Genomic DNA, 16,453 nt, shown 5'->3' with positions numbered 1-16,453 from the left:
CTCGTCCTCGGCGCACGTCTGGCTGCGCGCGATCCGCGGTGCGTGCTGATGGTGACGTGCGGGTGCGGTCGGAAGGCGGTGGTGCCAATCGCCGGCATCGTCGCGCGCTGGCCCGACCTCACTGCGGCCGAGGCGTGCGCTCGGCTGTTCGGCCTCCTCTGCAAGGGCCGGGCGGTGGTGGTGAACCTGCGTCATCCACGCGGCCTGCACGGCGGGCTGTCGCAATCGGATCTTCGGATGGAGCTGGTCGGGCCGTAGTTGGGGGAGCGGTGAGGTCCGAATGCGAACGGCCGGGCTGACCCGGGTGGCCGCCGACGTTTTCGTTTGGCACGCGTTGATGTTCGGCCACGAGGATCGTCCGATGCCTGACCAAGACCCCGCCCCGCCGCCACCGTCTCCCGAAGTGCCCGGCGGTAGCCCCGCCCCAACACCGGAAATCCCATCTCCTGGTCCGGGTGCTCCTCCCCCTGCGCCTGGGCCAGAGATCCCCGTGAGCGATCCGGTCGGACCCAGTTCGCCGCCAGGTCCAGAAATCCCGGCTATGCCGCCCGCACCAGGTGGGGGAATGCCTCCTGCGGTGGCGTAGCCCGGACGCACAGCCGCCCGCCTCGGAGGGGGACCGGGCGGGCGGAGGAAGAAGGGCAAGACGTCCCGGTCAGGACGGGACTGTGCCGTAACGGGGAGCGAGTGGGGCGGGTTGCTCTAGGCGTCGCCGTCCTCCACCCGGCCTAAAAGAGCCATGACCAGCAGCACGACGCCGCCGCCGGAAAGCACGCCCGAGGTGATCGCAAAGACCGATCCTGTCGCGTTCAATGCCTGGAACCCGGTCAAGATCGTGAAGGCTAGGGCGAATACGACATGCCGGATCTTCACGGCGCGCCGGCCATATCAGCCCCGCCGGGCCATCCAATAGACAGCCAAGCCGGCGGCCAGGAAGCCGCGGGGCCCGAAGGCCAGCAGGGCGAGCTGGGAGGCGGCCATTCTTTCAGCCCTCCGAGGATCTTCCGGGCAAGGTAATGCAGGAACGCACCAATTGCGAGGAAGGAGGCGCCATAGGCCGCTGCCTGCCACCCTGAGAGGTGGAGGGGGCTGATCCCACAGAGGGCGGCGGCGGTAGGGGTGACGACCCCCACGACCATGCTGCCGCTGGCCAGAGTGTTAGGCAGGGTCGCGGAGAGCTTCGCCCGTTCGTTCTCGATAAGGTGGGGCATCTACTCTCCGGCTAGTCGTACGGCGTCGGCCGACACCCCGGGCCGCGTCGTGCTGGCCTACCACGAACACGCTATCAGCTCCTCCGAGGAGTGGCCGCCTACAACTTCGCGGAATACGTCCTGACCCTGACGGGCGGGCTGGAAGGGGGTGCAGCGTGAGGCGCGCCACGACCCTGACCGTCGCCGGGGCGACCCGCGCGGCCGACCGCGCCACGGCGCAGCTTGTGGGGGCGCTGAATCGTGCGCCGGACGGGCGGACACAAGCACGGATCGTCGCGCAGCCTGGGCGAGTGCCTCGGAAGTTCTTTGATGCGAGGAGCGCAGGGGCGTAGCGTCCGGGAGCGCAACGGAGGTTCCCCATGTTCCGTCGCATCGTCCTTGCCTTGCCAGTGCTGGGGCTCGCGCGCCCGGCCGCGGCGGCCTGGCCGGAACGGCCCGTAACGCTCGTCGTCCCGTTCGGCGCCGGATCCGCGCCGGACCTCCTAGCGCGCCTCCTCGCCGACCCACTGGCCGCGACCTGGGGACAGCCCGTGGTGGTGCAGAACGTGCCCGGTGCCAGCGCGACCCTCGGCGTGGACCGCGTCGCCCGTGCTGCCCCGGATGGCTATACGCTCGGCTTCACCGGCGACGGTGCGATGGTGGTCCGGGTGAGCATGGATCCGCCGCCGCTCTATGATCCGCGGCGGGACCTCGTGCCGGTCAGCCTTCTCCTGCGGACCCGTAACGTGCTCGTCGTGCATCCGTCCGTGGCGGCGACAAACCTGCCGGAGCTTCTGGCCCTTGCACGGGCAAGGCCCGGCGCGCTGGCCTACGGACACTCGGGCGTCGGCTTCTCGACGCACCTCGGCATGGAGATGCTGAAGCAGGTCGCGGGTGTGGACATCACGGCCGTGCCGTACGGGGCCGAGGCACCGATGCTCGCGGACCTCCTCGCGGGGCGGGTGCAGGTCATGATCGGAAGCTCGGCGATGACCGACCGGGTGAGGGCAGGGGAGGTCCGGGCCATCGCCGTCACTTCTCGTGACCGCATGCCCGCGTTACCCGACGTGCCGACGATCGCAGAGGCCGGCCTGCCGGGGTTCGAGGCGGTGGCCTGGTTTGGCCTTATCGCTCCGGCCCGCACACCGCCGGAGATTGCCGCGTGGGTGCGCCGCGACGCTGTCGCCACGCTCGACGACCCGCGGGTGCGTCCGCGCCTAGCGGAGCTCGGCCTCACGATCGTCGGCAGCACGCCGGAGGAGTTCGCGGCCCTCATCCCGACCGAGATCGAACGCATGGCGGGGGTACTGCGCCCGCTCGGGCTGCTGCGTACGCCTTAGGGCTGGGTGTCGCGTGCTACGAGCAGCGGCCCCCTCCCCACGGCAGAACGGCCTTGTCCTCGCGTAGCGGCAGCGGTGACGGCCGTTGCGGGTGACGGAGCTCTGCATCATGACGCAGGCCCAGGCGGAGGCGTCTCTCGGGGTGGCGCTGACAACGCGCCAGCCTGCTTCGCCTCCAGGGCCGCAATATGCCCGCGCAGATTCCGAATGATCGTCTGGACAAGATAGAAGCCGAATTTCGGATTTTGGAAGTAGAGCTGCGTGAGCTCGTCGTAGCTAATCGCTAGCGCCTCGACGTCGCTCGTGCACTCGCTGCTTAGCGTGCGCTGGCGATCGGCGGCGAAGATTCCGAGGTCGCCGACGAAATGGCCCGGCCCAACGACGCGGCCCGTCTCGCGGTAGCGGACCTCGCCGCTGAGCAGGTACAAGGCCGTATCGGCGATTTCGCCCTGACGCCAGATCAGCGTGCCGGCCGGCATGGAACAGCGCCGCGTGTAAGGGCGTAACCAATCCGCGTTGAAGTCGCCCTGGGCCGCGAAGCGAATGCGCTTCACGAGGCGAAGCATGCCGATCAGGCGCTCGATATTCAGGGGAAGCAGGATGAGGTGCAGGATGAGGGTGGGCCAGTAGCGGCCGAACGCGCCGTAGGCGATGAAGAGGAGGTTGGCAGCGATGGCCGCGGCCCGCAGCGGGATCATCGTGCGCATCCGTTGCGAGACGATGGTCGCCGCGGCGGCTGCGTAGCCTAGCCCATTCAGCAAGATGTCCCAGCCCATGTCACGGCACTCCGTCGCAGGCTATCGACCACGGTTTTCTAGTCGTGATCGCGCCGTCCTTATCGAAGGTGGCAAGGACGCACCCGCTGGCGCAACATCGGATCGGCGAGGCCCCCCCTCTGCCGGGCCTCTGCATCTCAGGTTGCGTCCTACCGCATTTCAATAAGCGCGACAGCCACTTGGCTGGTCATGGTGAACTTGGCTCCGCCCTATGTCGTGACCCCCTCGACCGTTGCCGCCACTCTCGACACTGGCGCCACGTTTCACCACGTCGAGGAGCTGCTGGACCTCATGCCGGATGCGGCCAGACACTGGTCCGGAGGCGTCTATCCACTCACTCAGATGGCCAGTTGGGAGATTAAGCCTGCCCAGATGGTGAACCCCGCGCGGAGCCGAGTGAGTTCCTCCGATCGTTGCATCGCAGAAGAGCGAAGATCGGCCAGGATCGAGCGAGCTGTAGGTGCTAACCAGGCCGGGCCGTCCCGTTCCAGCCGTTCAGCCACGGCCCGTTGAGCTAATATACGAGCCTCAGCTTCAGCGACGAGGCGCTCAGCCTCCTGAGCATTTTCCTGATTGCTTGGCACGGCGCTTCCTCGAACCGAGGCCTAAGTCTGGATGCTAAACCTTTCATTTCGCATAGGGTTTATCTCTGCTCGGCGCAATTTGTCAATGCAGACACAGCAAAGCTTGGCAACTTGTCAGGGCTTTGGGCGCACACTCGCCTTCGCGAAGCGGTTGGGGATGTCGGCCGCGGCGGTGCGGATGATGCTGAGGAGGGCGTTGACGTGACCGGCTTCCAGTCTGTGCGCAAAAAGAAGGGCGGCGCCCGAAGGCACCGCCGAGGTGTACTTGCCAGAAGGAAGAAATCGGCAGAGCCGGGTTAGGGCGCTGTCTTACGCCGACGAACCAGACCGAGGCCGAACAGGCCGGCGCCGAACAGGGCGAGGGTCGCCGGCTCCGGAACAGCAGTCAGGAAGAGCTCCGTCCCGGCGCCCGTCGCGGTCGCGACGAAGCTCTGGGTCAGGCTCGCGCCCGCGATCGTCTGCGTGTTTCCTCCGAAGTTCTCGAACGGGAAAAATGGGTTCGGCGCAACGAAGAGCGCCTGCCCGGCCGCGGTGAGGGTCAGGTTGAAGATCGTATCGAAGTCGCCGTTGGCCAGTCCGCCGAACACATGCGCCTCGCCGACGTTAAGGGTCATGTTGGCCAGGACGATATCATCGGCGGTGCCTCCAGTTGCCGTAGCGACGTTACCGACAAAGCCGAGCGTCGTGTTCTGGTTCACGTCGAGGATGAGCTGCAGCGTTCCGGACGTGAAATTTGCCTGGATGCCACCTCCGGCCAACGGATCAGCCTCGCCCGCGAGATTAAAGATGCCGTAGATGCCGTAGCCACCTGCGCCGAATCCGTTGAGCTGCGAGGGGATGGCCGAGCCGCCAACCGCGTACGAAGCCTTGGTAAGGAAGCCGGATTCAGTGAACGGGTCATCGGAACCGGCCAGTGAGCCGCCGTTGATCGTTTGCACGATCCTGCCATCATAGTTGAAGCTGATCCGGTCGGCCTGGAAGGTGTTCGGTGTGCTGCCAGACACCGAGCCCTCGTTTACGGTGAACAGAGGGGCGGCGATTACCGGCGCGCCTGCCGTGGCCAGGACGGCCACGGAAGCCAACAGCACATGCCGGAGTGTCGTGGGAAGCAAGTTCATTGCAAGTCCCTTTCAACGGCTGGGGTGAGAAGCGGTGTGACCGCCCGCGCTGGTAATGCGCATCCCGCTGAACTGGCATCTTCCATGCCAATTGCCCTACGCAGCTTAAGCTGTTGACTTCACTGCCGAAAGTCGTTTCGGCACGGGGAACTAACGTGATAAGAACGCAACTCGTAAAGGTGTACCTGTGGATGGCGTTGCGCCGTGCATCATAACTGATGTCCTGCCCGTCTGGTAGTGGCCATGCGTCATGGCCCGCGGTGTCAGGGCGGTCATGTCTTCACCCCGCTCCGGTGTTGGCTGATTTCCGCTTAGGCGCCGCTCCTACACAAGCAGTATCTACTTCGCGCAGCGGACCGCTCCGGCGTCGAATGTTTTTACGAATCAGCCTCGGCCCCTCTACATGAGTGCCGCACACTGCTGAATTGTAACGAGTTCGGTTCGAGCATGCAACTTGCCGTTGTCCTCGTCGGCTCGCAGCGTGCGGGCCATCTTCGAGGGAAGATCCATGAAACAGAAGCTCCTGCTGTCCGCTAGCGCGGCGGCGATCTGCCTTTCGGTTGCTGGAGCCGCCCTGGCCGGCCCTGCTATCACTCTGGTGACGCCAGGACTGGAATACTCTTCGACGCCCTACACACTGGGTTTCTCGTTCCAGGTCGACGCCCCTACGACGATCACCCAACTCGGTGTCTACGATGACCTGGGCGACGGGCTTACTAACGTTGCGTCTGTCGGTCTCTGGGCGACAGACGGCACCTTACTGCGGTCGACGACCGTGCCAGCGGGTGGTTCGGGAACCCTGGTTGGCCTGTTCCGCTACGCGGCGATTACAGCCTTCGACGCAGCACCGGGTGTCACCTATGTCATTGGCGCCTACCTGCGCGACGACATCGCCAGTTCTCTCGGCACGGGCCAGGGCGGGACTGGATCTGTCGACCCGAACGTCAACATCGTTCAGGATCGCTACTCCAACTTCGACAGTGCCTTCTCGTTCCCCACCCAGTCCGACGGCTTTGCTGGAGGGGCTTGGCTCGGAGCTAACTTCATCACCGGCACGGTACCTGTTCCCGAACCAGCCAGCCTCGCCCTGTTCGGCACTGGTCTGCTCGGCTTCGGCTTTATTCGTCGGCGCAGTCGCTGGACGGATTGACCCGTCCGCGGCGGCATTTGCGGCAGGGGCTTGGCCCTAGTAGCGGTCTGCCAACAACACAATGCAGCGAGATGGGCCCGCGGCCATGAGCCGCGGACCCAGCCCCGCCCCAGAGAAGGTTTGCGCCCAGTTCCTCTTGCTGCTCCAATCGTCGACAAGCTGAAGTTTCTCTGCCATGGTCGCGGTGCAGTAATGCGCCCCGTGCTGCGGGTATTTGCGTGCGCGGCTTGATGGTTCGACTTCGGAACGAGCGGCGTTTTCTCTCTCAGGAGGCCGACTGTTCTCCGGAGCTTGGGAGTTGGGCGATTTCGCCAACAAGGTTTAGTGCTCTGTAATCGCTGTCCTTCTGCTTGCGTGGGGCTGCGCTGATTCCGTGTCCCTCTCCCTGCCCTCGCCACAAGCTTTCACCAACGCGTCGCTTTGGCCCCGAGCGTCCTTCACTCGAACATCGTCTGGGCCGCGTCGTTAAGACGCGATGACCGACGGCACCTGGCTTCCCGAGCCATACATCCTCGCCCTCACCGGTTTCGGGATCCTCGTGGCCCTGGTCGCGTGGCTGCCGCTGGTCCTCAAGCGCCTGCCGCTCTCCCTGCCCATCGTCTGCATCGCGCTCGGTGCGGGCCTGTTCTCCCTGCCGGGCGTCACCCTCAGCCCGCTGCCGCTCGACCATCCCGAGATCACCGAGCGCTTCACCGAGTTCGTGGTGATCATCGCCCTCATGGGCGCCGGCCTGAAGCTCGATCGCATCTTCGACTGGCGTCGCTGGGCCGTCACCTGGCGGCTCCTCGGCGTGACCATGCCGCTGGGCATCGCCGCCATCACCCTCCTGCTCGGATGGGGCCTGGGCCTGCCCTGGGTGGCGGCGCTCCTGCTGGCGGCCAGCCTTGCGCCCACCGATCCGGTCCTCGCCGCCGATGTGCAGGTCGGCCCGCCCAAGACCGGACAGGAGGACGAGGTCCGCTTCGGCCTGACCTCCGAGGCCGGGCTGAACGATGGCCTCGCTTCCCCTTTGTCCACCTCGCCATCGTCCTGGCCGCCGTGGCCAGTACCGGCGAGCCCTGGTTCGCCGGGTGGTTCACCTATCGCGTGCTGTGGGAGATCGGCGCGGGCGTGGTGGGTGGCTGGCTGATTGGCCGCGCCTTCGGCTGGCTCACCTTCCATGTTCCGGCGGAGACGAAGCTGTCCAAGACCGGCGACGGGCTGATCGCCCTCTCCGCCACCCTGGTCTCCTACGGGCTGACGGAGATCATCCACTGCTACGGCTTCCTCGCCGTCTTCGTGACCGCCCTGACCTTCCGCGGCGCGCACCGGCAGCACGACTTCCACGTCCAGATGCACGAGATGACCGAGCAGATCGAGCGCCTGGCCATGATGGTCCTGCTCCTCGTCTTCGGCGGCGCGCTGGTCAGGGGGCTGCTGGCCTCGGTGACCTGGACCGATGCGGTGATCGCCCTGGTGATCCTGCTGGTCATCCGCCCGGTGACAGGGTTGATCGGGCTGATCGGCTTCCGAGCAGACCGGAGCGAGAAGCTGACCCTGGCCTTCTTCGGCATCCGGGGTGTCGGAACCTTCTACTACCTGGCCTACGGGCTGAACCACATGCAGGTGGACGGTGCCGAGCGGCTCTGGGGCTTGGTGGGGCTGATCGTGCTCCTGTCCGTCCTGCTGCACGGGCTGACCGTGACGCCGATCATGCGGACGCTCGACCGCCAGCACGGCCGTGACCCGGATGCCGAGGACGCTGCCCCGCCGCCGGGGCTCAAGGGGCCAGCGAGATCCTGAAAAGCCTAGTCACGCGACAGGGCAGGGTGACGGGGATCTCGGGACGGCTGCAAAGGACTCGCTGGTCAGTCCGTTACCAACGCCACGTCTGCTGCCGAGTCGGACGTGATCGGAGTTCTTCGACCAGCACCGAGCCGTCGCTCCGGGGCATTGACCTATTCCGCGGATCCGAGGCTCCTCACGAGGTCTAAGAGCCGCTTGCGTACGGCAGGCTCAGCGATGAGGTGGTAAGCGCGCACCAGTTCCAACGTCTCGCGCTGCTGCCGCAAGTCGCCGTCCACGCCATCCGCCTGCTCCGCAAGAGCACCCGCGAAACGCGCTTGGACGTCGGCCGCGCCGCTCAGGCCGTCGGGCATGTCATCAAAGAAGAATGCGATCGGCACGTCCAGCACCCGCGTCAGTTCCAACAGACGGCTCGCTCCGATGCGGTTCAAGCCTCGCTCATACCTCTGTACCTGCTGGAAGGTCAGGCCGAGCGCTTTGCCCAGAGCAGCCTGGCTCATTCCGAGAAGGGTTCGGCGAAGGCGAACCCGAGCACCGACATACGCGTCGACCGGGTGCAGTGCCTTTTCCTGCTCCTGACCAAGATCCGCTTTGGTCGTGACGGATCTCATCCGTAGCTTCTCCCCGACCTCAGGACCTTAAAGCAACGCTCCAATTAACGGGCTGCGAGGATGCTCGTTTTAGACGTGAGTCCGTGGTATTTCACCGACTGCAACGAGGGCACCGATCGATGTGACTTTACAATCATTGTGACGATGCTCGGGAGGCGAACCTGAACCGGAAGACCAGTCAGCGATAGCCGTTCGGGTACGGTCATGGGTTCTCTTCGAACCTAGGCATTATGGATATATCCTGATCTTATCTAGTGCCTCCTCTCTGCGTTATGCGGAGGCAGGTCGGGGTGAGATTGCCTCAGGTGACATCTCCTGGACCGCGTAGCGGAGGAATGCGAGCAATGCTGGCCCGGATGCACTAAGGCTCGACGGATCCATTGCAGCGTCGCGAAAGGTCAACGGGATCGCTGCCTGCATGACCTCGTTCACATAAGCCATAGACCAGTTCGGGAACGCACGTCGGTCAATATCCTCCACCGAGAGGACCAGGGGATGCCGATGGCGAGCGTCGCAGGCAATACCGCCGTATAGTGCCTTCACGGCGGAAGCTGGACCTTCCAGCACCTGGGCGAAATGGCCACGGCTGACCATCAATGCGCCCGTGATTCCTACAGCCGCGTTGTGGGCGCGTGACTCGCTGAGGATCGCCTGGACCTCTTCGGTGAACGGCATACCGACGGGATTGAAAGCCACTTGGCTCCTGTAGATGAGCCGAAGCACGCGGGGACGTTGGCTCCAGCGAGTCCGTGAGGTGATCGGCATGTGAGTTGCTCCGAGGCCTGAGCCCAAGCGCAAAGCTGAATGCACCAGAGCTAAACGTTACACATGGCCCTTGGTTCTATTAGCCAGATGTTGTCGTGGCGCCTGGCGCGTACCTTCACGGCCTGCCGAGTATGGCCGTCATCGGCTCGGCTCAGTACACTGGGGCATGCACCGACCCCATATCTCGGGCTCTCAAAACCGAGGTCGATAAGCCTTGGGCCAGACCGCTGCCCAGACCGCCCCGACCGAGGCCCTGGCCGGCCTGGTGGAGCGGGTCACCTACCACAACGCCGAGAACGGCTTCTGCGTGCTGCGGGTGAAGGCGCGCGGCCACAAGGACCTGGTGACCGTCGTCGGGCACGCCGCCACCATCTCCGCCGGTGAGTGGGTCCAGCTCTCCGGCACCTGGGTCAACGACCGTACCCACGGCCAGCAGTTCCGCGCCTCGTTCCTCAAGGCGAGCCCTCCTACCACCCTGGAGGGCATCGAGCGCTACCTCGGATCCGGCATGATCCGCGGCATCGGCCCGGTCTACGCCAAGAAGCTCGTCCGCGCATTCGGCGAGGCCGTCTTCGACCTGATCGAGGCCGAGCCCGACCGCCTGCGCGAGGTCACCGGCATCGGCCCCAAACGGGCCAGCCGCATCGTCGCGGGCTGGGCCGAGCAGAAGGTGATCCGCGAGATCATGCTCTTCCTGCACGCCCACGGGGTCGGCACCTCGCGCGCGGTGCGGATCTACAGGACCTACGGTGCCAACGCCGTCCAGGTCATCTCCGAGAACCCCTACCGCCTCGCCCGTGACATCCGGGGCATCGGCTTCCGGACGGCCGACCTCGTGGCCGGCCAGCTCGGCATCGAGCCCACGGCCATGATCCGGGTGCGGGCGGGCATCTCCTTCGCGCTGGCCGAGGCCACCGGCGAGGGCCACTGCGGGCTGCCGCTCGCCGAGCTGACCGCCCAGACCGCCGCCCTGATCGAGGTGCCCCCTGCCCTGATCGAGACGGCGCTGGAGCGGGAATTGGCCGAGGGCGCCGTGGTGGCCGACACGCTGGACGGGGAGCCCTGCATCTTCCTCGCCGGCCTCCACCGGGCCGAGCAGGCCATCGCCGAGCGGCTGGCCACCCTGGCCACTGGGGCGCCACCCTGGCCCGCCATCGACGGCGAGCGGGCCATCCCGTGGGTGGAGGGCAAGACCGGCCTGTCGCTTGCCCCCAGTCAGCGGGAGGCGCTCAGCCTTGCCGTCCGGTCCAAGGTGCTGGTCATCACCGGCGGGCCCGGGGTGGGCAAGACGACGCTGGTGAACTCCGTCCTGAAGGTGCTGCGGGCCAAGGAGGTGGGGGTCGCCCTCTGCGCCCCGACCGGCCGGGCTGCCAAGCGGCTCTCGGACAGCACCGGCCTGGAGGCCCGGACCATCCACCGGCTGCTGGAGACCGATCCCAAGACCGGCGGCTTCAAGCGGACGGAGGAGCGACCGCTGGAGTGTGGGCTGCTGGTGGTGGACGAGACCTCGATGGTGGACGTGCCGCTCATGCGGGCCCTGCTCCGGGCCCTGCCGGACGAGGCGGCGCTGCTGCTGGTCGGCGACGTGGACCAGCTGCCCTCGGTCGGGCCGGGGCAGGTGCTGGCCGACATCATCGGCGCGGGCACCCTGCCCGTGGTGCGGCTGACCGAGGTGTTCCGCCAGGCCGCCGAGAGCCAGGTCATCGTCAACGCGCACCGGATCAACGCCGGGCAGATGCCGGAGCTGAAGCAGGCCGAGGGCTCGGACTTCTACTTCGTGGACGCGGCCGACCCAGAGGAGGGGGTCAGGAAGCTGCTCACGGTGATCCGTGAGAGGATCCCCGCCCGGTTCGGGCTGGACCCGGTCCGGGATGTCCAGGTGCTCTGCCCCATGAACCGGGGCGGCATGGGCGCGAGGTCGCTCAACATCGCCCTCCAAGAGGCGCTGAACCCGCCGGGGGAGCTGCGGGTCGAGCGCTTCGGCTGGACCTTCTGCCCCGGCGACAAGGTCATGCAGGTGGCCAACGACTACGACCGGGACGTCTACAACGGCGACCTCGGCGTCATCTCCGGCATCGACATGGAGGACGGCGAGCTCTCGGTCCGCTTCGAGGGTCGGGAGGTGGTCTACGGCTTCGGGGAGCTGGACGAGTTGGTGCTGGCCTACGCTACCACGATCCACAAGGCGCAGGGCTCCGAGTACCCGGCCGTCGTCATCCCGCTCGTCACCCAGCACTACGCCATGCTGGCCAGGAACCTCCTCTACACCGGCGTGACCCGGGGCAAGAAGCTGGTCGTGCTCGTGGGCCAGCGGCGGGCACTCGCCATCGCGGTCAGGAACCGGAACACGCGGCGGAGGTGGTCCAAGCTCAGGGAGTGGCTGGTGGGCGCGGGACCTTGAGCCGGTGACATCCTCAGTCTGGCTGCCTCATGCCTGCACATGGCCGAAGTCCGAAGTCTCCCGACGCGGCCCCGTCCGAGCGCCGCGTCTGAGGCCCGCTTGGATCCGATCGATCAATTCCGTTCGCTTGTAGGGCTTACCCAGCACCTCCAACGATACTGCTTGTGGCCCATCCAGCGACATCTCGTCATTGTATCCCGTTGTCAGGATAACCGGTGTGGCAGGTGACCTCTGGCGCACATTCTCGGCCAGCACCAAGCCATTCGCGCCGCCGGGCATCAGCACGTCCGAGAATACAAGGTCAAAGGCGTCCCCAGCCTCGGTCGCCTCGTCGAACGCCTTGATCGCCTCCTCGGCGCTGTACGCGACCGCCACACGATAGCCCGTCTCGACCAGAGCCTCTCGCGCCATCTCCGCGATCTCACGACCATCATCCACGACCAGGATCAGCGGGATCCGGGCCGCCCCCTCCACTGCTTGAGCCTGATAGCCAATCGGTCCGGCTCCGTCCGCATCCTCTGCGGGAACGTAGCGAGGGAACAGCATCCGGACGGTCGTGCCCCGCCCAGGCTCGCTCTCAATCTCCAGCTGCCCTCCGGACTGCTGCACGAAGCCGTGCACCATGGCGAGGCCAAGGCCCGTGCCGTGCTGCGGTCCTTTCGTGGTGAAAAAGGGCTCGATCGCCCGTGCCTGAACGTGGGGCGGCATGCCCACACCTTCGTCGCTGACACAGAGAAGGACGTAGTCGCCGGGCTCCACACGGCGAGCGGCGGCATCGCCGTTCAGGTGAATGGCCCGCGTGGTAATCGTGATCGAGCCGCCCTTGGGAGATGCGTCGCGGGCATTCACCACGACATTGAGTAGAGCCATCTCAAGGTGGGTTGGATCCACCTTCACCAGCGGCAGTCGTCGCTGGAGATTAAGATGCAAGTCCGCCTTCTCTCCGACTGAGGTTTCTAGCAACTCAGTGAAGGAGTTCACGAGATGGGTGAGGTCAACTCCCTTTGGTTCCAGGCGAGTGCGCCGCGCGAATGCCAGGAGCTGGCGGGTGAGCTTGGCGCCTCGCTCCGAAGCAGCTGCGGCAGCCTCGTGGAAGCGTTCGAAAGCACGATCATCGAAGCGCTTGGCCTTCAGGCGCTCCAGGCTGCCATCGATGACGTGGAGGAGATTGTTGAAGTCGTGGGCAAGACCGGCGGTCAGCTGGCCGATCGCCTCCATCTTCTGAGCCTGCCGGAGGGCCTGCTCGCTTTCCCGACGCTTGGAGACGTCGAGCTGGCTGGCAAAGAAGAAAATGAGGTCGCCCGACTTGTCGAACACTGGCCCCATAAAGATAGCGTTCCAGAATGGCGTACCATCGCGACGGTAATTTAGGATTTCCAGAGCGATGGGTCGGCGCTCCTGGACCGCCTCGCGGAGCTGGCGAACAGCGGCGGGATCGGTCCCGGCCCCCTGGAGGAAGCGGCAGTTGCGGCCAACGACCTCTCTCTCCTCGTAGCCCGTGAGATCAAGAAAAGCATTGTTAGCAAAAGCAATCGGGCAATCGTTCTGACGTGGATCGGCCAGGATCATGGGCATTCGCGTCATCTCGACAGCAGCAAAGAAAATGTTGTCGCGCTCGTCGAGAGTGGTGTCGGTGATCTCGGCCTGACGCCAATGATTCAGGCCGGGGCGGCCCAGGGGCTCCAGGGCGCCCTGATCCATAGAGCCCTCAGCCGGGATGCCGGTGGCTGTCTCTGTCGGTTCGCTCATCCAAGGCTCTCAGCAGGATCCAGCCTGCCTAGGGCCGGGACCACGCGGTAACACATCAAATGGCGCAAAGTTCGGACCAGAAAGCTCAAACTTTAGCGTCAGTTCTTGATCGCCCGCAGGGGCCGGCTCTTTCAGGGGAAATTGGCGGCCGAACCTCTGCCATCATCATTTTCCGCCCCCGCCGTCGTCGAAATACCGGAGGCGCCCGAGCAGTAAAGTCCAATCAGTTCCAGGCGGGTAGATGGTCCCGATCACCAGCGGGCGAGCCGTCGATCTCCTCCCCCACCTTGTCAGGCCCGACCTCAAGCGAGCTCCACCTGTAGACGCGACCACGCGGCACCTTGGGATCGTCGATATAGACCAGCAGGACAGATGCGTCAGGGCAGCACGCGCAATCCCGACGTGAAGTCTGCACCGGGCATATTCCACCATCGCCCGCACGCAAGGGCCTGGTTGATGTGAATTTGCGAAACCGTGAAGTCCGGCGGAGGCCGAAACTCGTCCAGGGACTGCGCCTTCTCCAGGGTTTCCGGGGCGTAAGGATCCATCGTCACAGACAACGGCGCTCTCTGAGCCAATGCCCGAATAGCTGAGACCTGGCGCAGGCGCTCGGGGCGGGAGTCCGCCATCGTGTCGTTTGGCGCCACAATGGTTACCAGCGCGTCAGCAGCTTCCGTCGCCGTGAGTTTAAAGCCCGGCCTGTGGCCTGGAGAGAAGCGTGTCGTGAAGAGCTCGTGCAGCGCCAGTATGTACTCGCGGTAGATCGGAGCTCGAAAGGGCCCGACGGCGTCCACGTGGTGGTGCTCGGTGTCGATGCCGACCTTTCGTTGCATTCGGCTTTGGACGGATTCCCCACCATGCCCGATCATGGGCGGGAACATTCGTCCGGCCGCATCGTCCCGGTGGGCGAAGGAGTCTCCGAAAGCGTGCAACGCTATTCCAAACTCGAGGGGGTTGGCTGCTGGGTCGATGCCGCGCAAAATGGCGAGCCGGTTGGCTGTCTCGACGGTGGCCGAACGTCCAGTAAGGGCATGCAGCCCGGACTGGACATCGAGCCCCATACTGAACCGCTCGAATGAGCGCGGCTTTTCACGGTACATATGGCCGCCCCCAGCACCGTACGGGACCATGTCCACGAAGCCGTTGTACATGGTATGCATGGCGTCCGTAGCGGTCCCAACGGTGTTCTCGTAGATCCACCCTGGGATGCCGGTGATCGCACCGAGTCCGAGATTTGGGGCTACAACCTCTACAGCGTCGAGGGCGGCCACCTCATCAGGCAGTTGGCAATAGAAGGCGATCTGCTTCGCCATCGGGTCTCTTACCCCGGCGGAGAGAAGCACGTAGTAAGTGGTGTAGTAGTGGCCGACCTCCTCCCATGCGGCTGGGGCGCGCCAGTCGAGTGCCAAGCGCACGGCGGCCCTCCTGCCGCTAACGGCAATCATCGCGAGATCACAAGCCTCCCGCTCTGCGGCATAAGATGAGGCAAGGCGTTGTCCAAGCCGGCCGCGCCTCTGCTGCACAGCGTGGGCTGCCTCGTGCGCGATTACGGCAAGGATTGGTGGAGCCCCAGGAGCGCGGGCCCGTTCGCCGAGAAATATCTGCCCGTCCACGCATACGGCAACCGCATCGCCTGCTAAACGCTCTGCGGCCGGTCCGGTCGACAGCTTAACGCCAGACAGATCGGCGGAGTAAGATCGAGACAAGCTTTCAAACAGCGCCGTTGGCAGATCAAAGCGGCGATTTGCTCCGCTCATGCAGTGCTCACCCATTCCGATTTCGATTACACCTGAGGGGGCAGGGCATCGCACTTTCTATGTATGGGAACAATCCTAGGCGCGACAAACGTGACATAGGATTGGGCTAGACTGCGCAGCCGCTCTCTCGGCTGCGCCAGACTTGCGTGCTCTGTTGCGCCCAGCTGGCCGGCAAGGCCGTGAGGAGTCTTGATAGCGCAAGCTGTTCGGCCTGATGTCCTTCCAGGGCCGCTTCAACGATGTCCGGCGAAAGCAGGGTTAACCGCAACAGTGTCCCTAGATACCCCCTCCCGCCGCCATCTCGGTGATCGACGCATATCGCCCTTCGTCCAGCAGTTTCTGGCATCGGAAGGCCCGAGCCAAGGCTCCAAGCAGGGTCGGGCAGTACGCGCGGGACCCGGCTTCGACCGGCTCTCAAGATCAGCGCCGATCGACCGTGGCCGGCGCGGGGCGATAGCAGAAGTCGCCCGCCTGCGGTCTGTGGCACAAGCGAGTGTAGTCGAAGTAGCCGGCGCGGCAGTGCATGACGGCCTGGTATCCAAGGGCTCGGCACGCAACACACCATTCCTGACCCTCCCGCTCCGGCCCGCACGGCTCTCGCTGCGGGCCGGATGCTGCTGGAGACGTTGTCTCTGTGCGATCAGCCGCGGTCAGCAGCATCATGACAGAGAGCAGGCCCGCTATTCTGAAAGCTACGAACTTCGCCCCCTTACCTCCGGGCTGGCGCTGCATCAGCCACGTATCCAGGTTTCTGAGAAGGCCAGCATCGCGGTCGGAATTCGGTGCCCGGCAATCTTGCGGGGGACCGGCACTCCCGACCGCTTCTGGCCGATCACGGTGATCATCGCCTTCTCGCAGCCCACGAAGAGGCTCGGCATGTGGTGCTGGCCCGTTGCGGACTGAGGCGGTTTGAGTGCGAAGCAGAACGGCTGACCGAGACCTGCCCACTCAAGCGCCACGATCATGTCGCCGGCGCGCACCGTCTCGCCATAACGGGTGATCGCATCGCCATCGGACCCGACATCATCGATCTGGCGAAACTGAAGGGCCTTCAGGCCAGGAAGATCGCGCCAAGCGCCGAAGTGGGACACGTACTCAGCAACCAGCCATCGCGCGAGCGATTCATTGTCCGTCAGGCAGACATTGGCATGCTCCGCCGCTGGCGTCGCATCCTGCGGCGTCTGCATTGACCGTCCCCCGTAGAAGCGGTCCGCCGGTCATGTGACC

Annotated in this window: 12 protein-coding genes and 1 pseudogene; 5 read left to right on the top strand and 8 right to left on the bottom strand. The window is 65.2% G+C overall.

The annotated features are described in order from the left end of the window. Positions 1-81: 81 nt before the first annotated feature. A complete protein-coding gene (locus ACP6CK_RS28820; protein ID WP_426960146.1) occupies positions 82-258 on the top strand; it encodes a hypothetical protein in 177 nt (58 codons plus the stop codon). Positions 259-702: 444 nt separating this feature from the next. On the opposite strand, the gene ACP6CK_RS28815 is transcribed toward ACP6CK_RS28820, so the two are convergent. Beyond that, the gene (locus ACP6CK_RS28815; RefSeq protein ID WP_426960144.1) at positions 703-873 is read right to left on the bottom strand and encodes a hypothetical protein; all 171 of its coding nucleotides are present in this window, start codon (positions 871-873) and stop codon (positions 703-705) included. Positions 874-1,570: 697 nt separating this feature from the next. Here ACP6CK_RS28815 and ACP6CK_RS28810 point away from each other — a divergent pair. Beyond that, entirely contained in the window at positions 1,571-2,530 is a 960-nt protein-coding gene (locus tag ACP6CK_RS28810; protein WP_426960143.1) for a Bug family tripartite tricarboxylate transporter substrate binding protein, read from the top strand. A gap of 107 nt (positions 2,531-2,637) precedes the next feature. Here the strand turns inward: ACP6CK_RS28810 and ACP6CK_RS28805 are convergent, their stop codons facing one another. Both ACP6CK_RS28805 and pepA read right to left on the bottom strand, forming a co-directional pair. Next, positions 2,638-3,306, bottom strand: a complete 669-nt coding sequence (locus ACP6CK_RS28805; protein WP_426960142.1) for a Crp/Fnr family transcriptional regulator — start codon at positions 3,304-3,306, stop codon at positions 2,638-2,640. A gap of 880 nt (positions 3,307-4,186) precedes the next feature. Beyond that, positions 4,187-5,008, bottom strand: a complete 822-nt coding sequence (pepA, locus tag ACP6CK_RS28800) for a flocculation-associated PEP-CTERM protein PepA (RefSeq protein ID WP_426960140.1) — start codon at positions 5,006-5,008, stop codon at positions 4,187-4,189. A gap of 508 nt (positions 5,009-5,516) precedes the next feature. On the opposite strand from pepA, the gene ACP6CK_RS28795 reads away from it, so the two are divergent. Together ACP6CK_RS28795 and ACP6CK_RS28790 are read left to right on the top strand one after the other, a co-directional pair. Further along, complete coding sequence (locus ACP6CK_RS28795; RefSeq protein WP_426960139.1) at positions 5,517-6,158, top strand: DUF4082 domain-containing protein; 642 nt, start codon at positions 5,517-5,519, stop codon at positions 6,156-6,158. Between the two features lie 475 nt (positions 6,159-6,633). After that, a pseudogene (locus ACP6CK_RS28790) lies at positions 6,634-7,940 on the top strand (cation:proton antiporter). A 155-nt stretch (positions 7,941-8,095) separates the two neighbouring features. On the opposite strand, the gene ACP6CK_RS28785 reads toward ACP6CK_RS28790, so the two are convergent. Together ACP6CK_RS28785 and ACP6CK_RS28780 are read right to left on the bottom strand one after the other, a co-directional pair. Then, positions 8,096-8,554: a helix-turn-helix domain-containing protein gene (locus ACP6CK_RS28785; RefSeq protein ID WP_426960138.1), complete on the bottom strand. Its 459-nt coding sequence runs from the start codon at positions 8,552-8,554 to the stop codon at positions 8,096-8,098. A 270-nt stretch (positions 8,555-8,824) separates the two neighbouring features. After that, positions 8,825-9,319 carry a BLUF domain-containing protein gene (locus ACP6CK_RS28780; protein ID WP_426960137.1) on the bottom strand — a complete coding sequence of 165 codons (495 nt, stop codon included), beginning with the start codon at positions 9,317-9,319 and terminating at the stop codon, positions 8,825-8,827. A 214-nt stretch (positions 9,320-9,533) separates the two neighbouring features. Between ACP6CK_RS28780 and recD2 the strand changes: the two genes are divergently transcribed. After that, positions 9,534-11,720, top strand: a complete 2,187-nt coding sequence (gene recD2, locus ACP6CK_RS28775; protein ID WP_426960136.1) for an SF1B family DNA helicase RecD2 — start codon at positions 9,534-9,536, stop codon at positions 11,718-11,720. A gap of 27 nt (positions 11,721-11,747) precedes the next feature. On the opposite strand, the gene ACP6CK_RS28770 is transcribed toward recD2, so the two are convergent. The 3 genes from ACP6CK_RS28770 to ACP6CK_RS28760 form a co-directional block, all read right to left on the bottom strand. Beyond that, positions 11,748-13,469 (bottom strand): ATP-binding protein, encoded by a 1,722-nt coding sequence (locus tag ACP6CK_RS28770; protein WP_426960135.1) that lies wholly within the window; start codon positions 13,467-13,469, stop codon positions 11,748-11,750. A gap of 377 nt (positions 13,470-13,846) precedes the next feature. Further along, positions 13,847-15,226, bottom strand: coding sequence for a DUF4157 domain-containing protein (locus ACP6CK_RS28765; RefSeq protein ID WP_426960134.1), 1,380 nt, complete (start codon positions 15,224-15,226; stop codon positions 13,847-13,849). Positions 15,227-15,957: 731 nt separating this feature from the next. Continuing rightward, positions 15,958-16,413, bottom strand: a complete 456-nt coding sequence (locus ACP6CK_RS28760; RefSeq protein WP_426960133.1) for a hypothetical protein — start codon at positions 16,411-16,413, stop codon at positions 15,958-15,960. Between the last annotated feature and the right edge of the window lie 40 nt (positions 16,414-16,453).

The sequence above is a fragment of the Muricoccus radiodurans genome, from assembly GCF_050154705.1.
GTDB classification, from domain to species: domain Bacteria; phylum Pseudomonadota; class Alphaproteobacteria; order Acetobacterales; family Acetobacteraceae; genus Roseomonas; species Roseomonas radiodurans.
The sequence above is the reverse complement of the archived record's forward strand: the minus strand, read 5'-3'. Positions and strand labels throughout refer to the sequence as shown.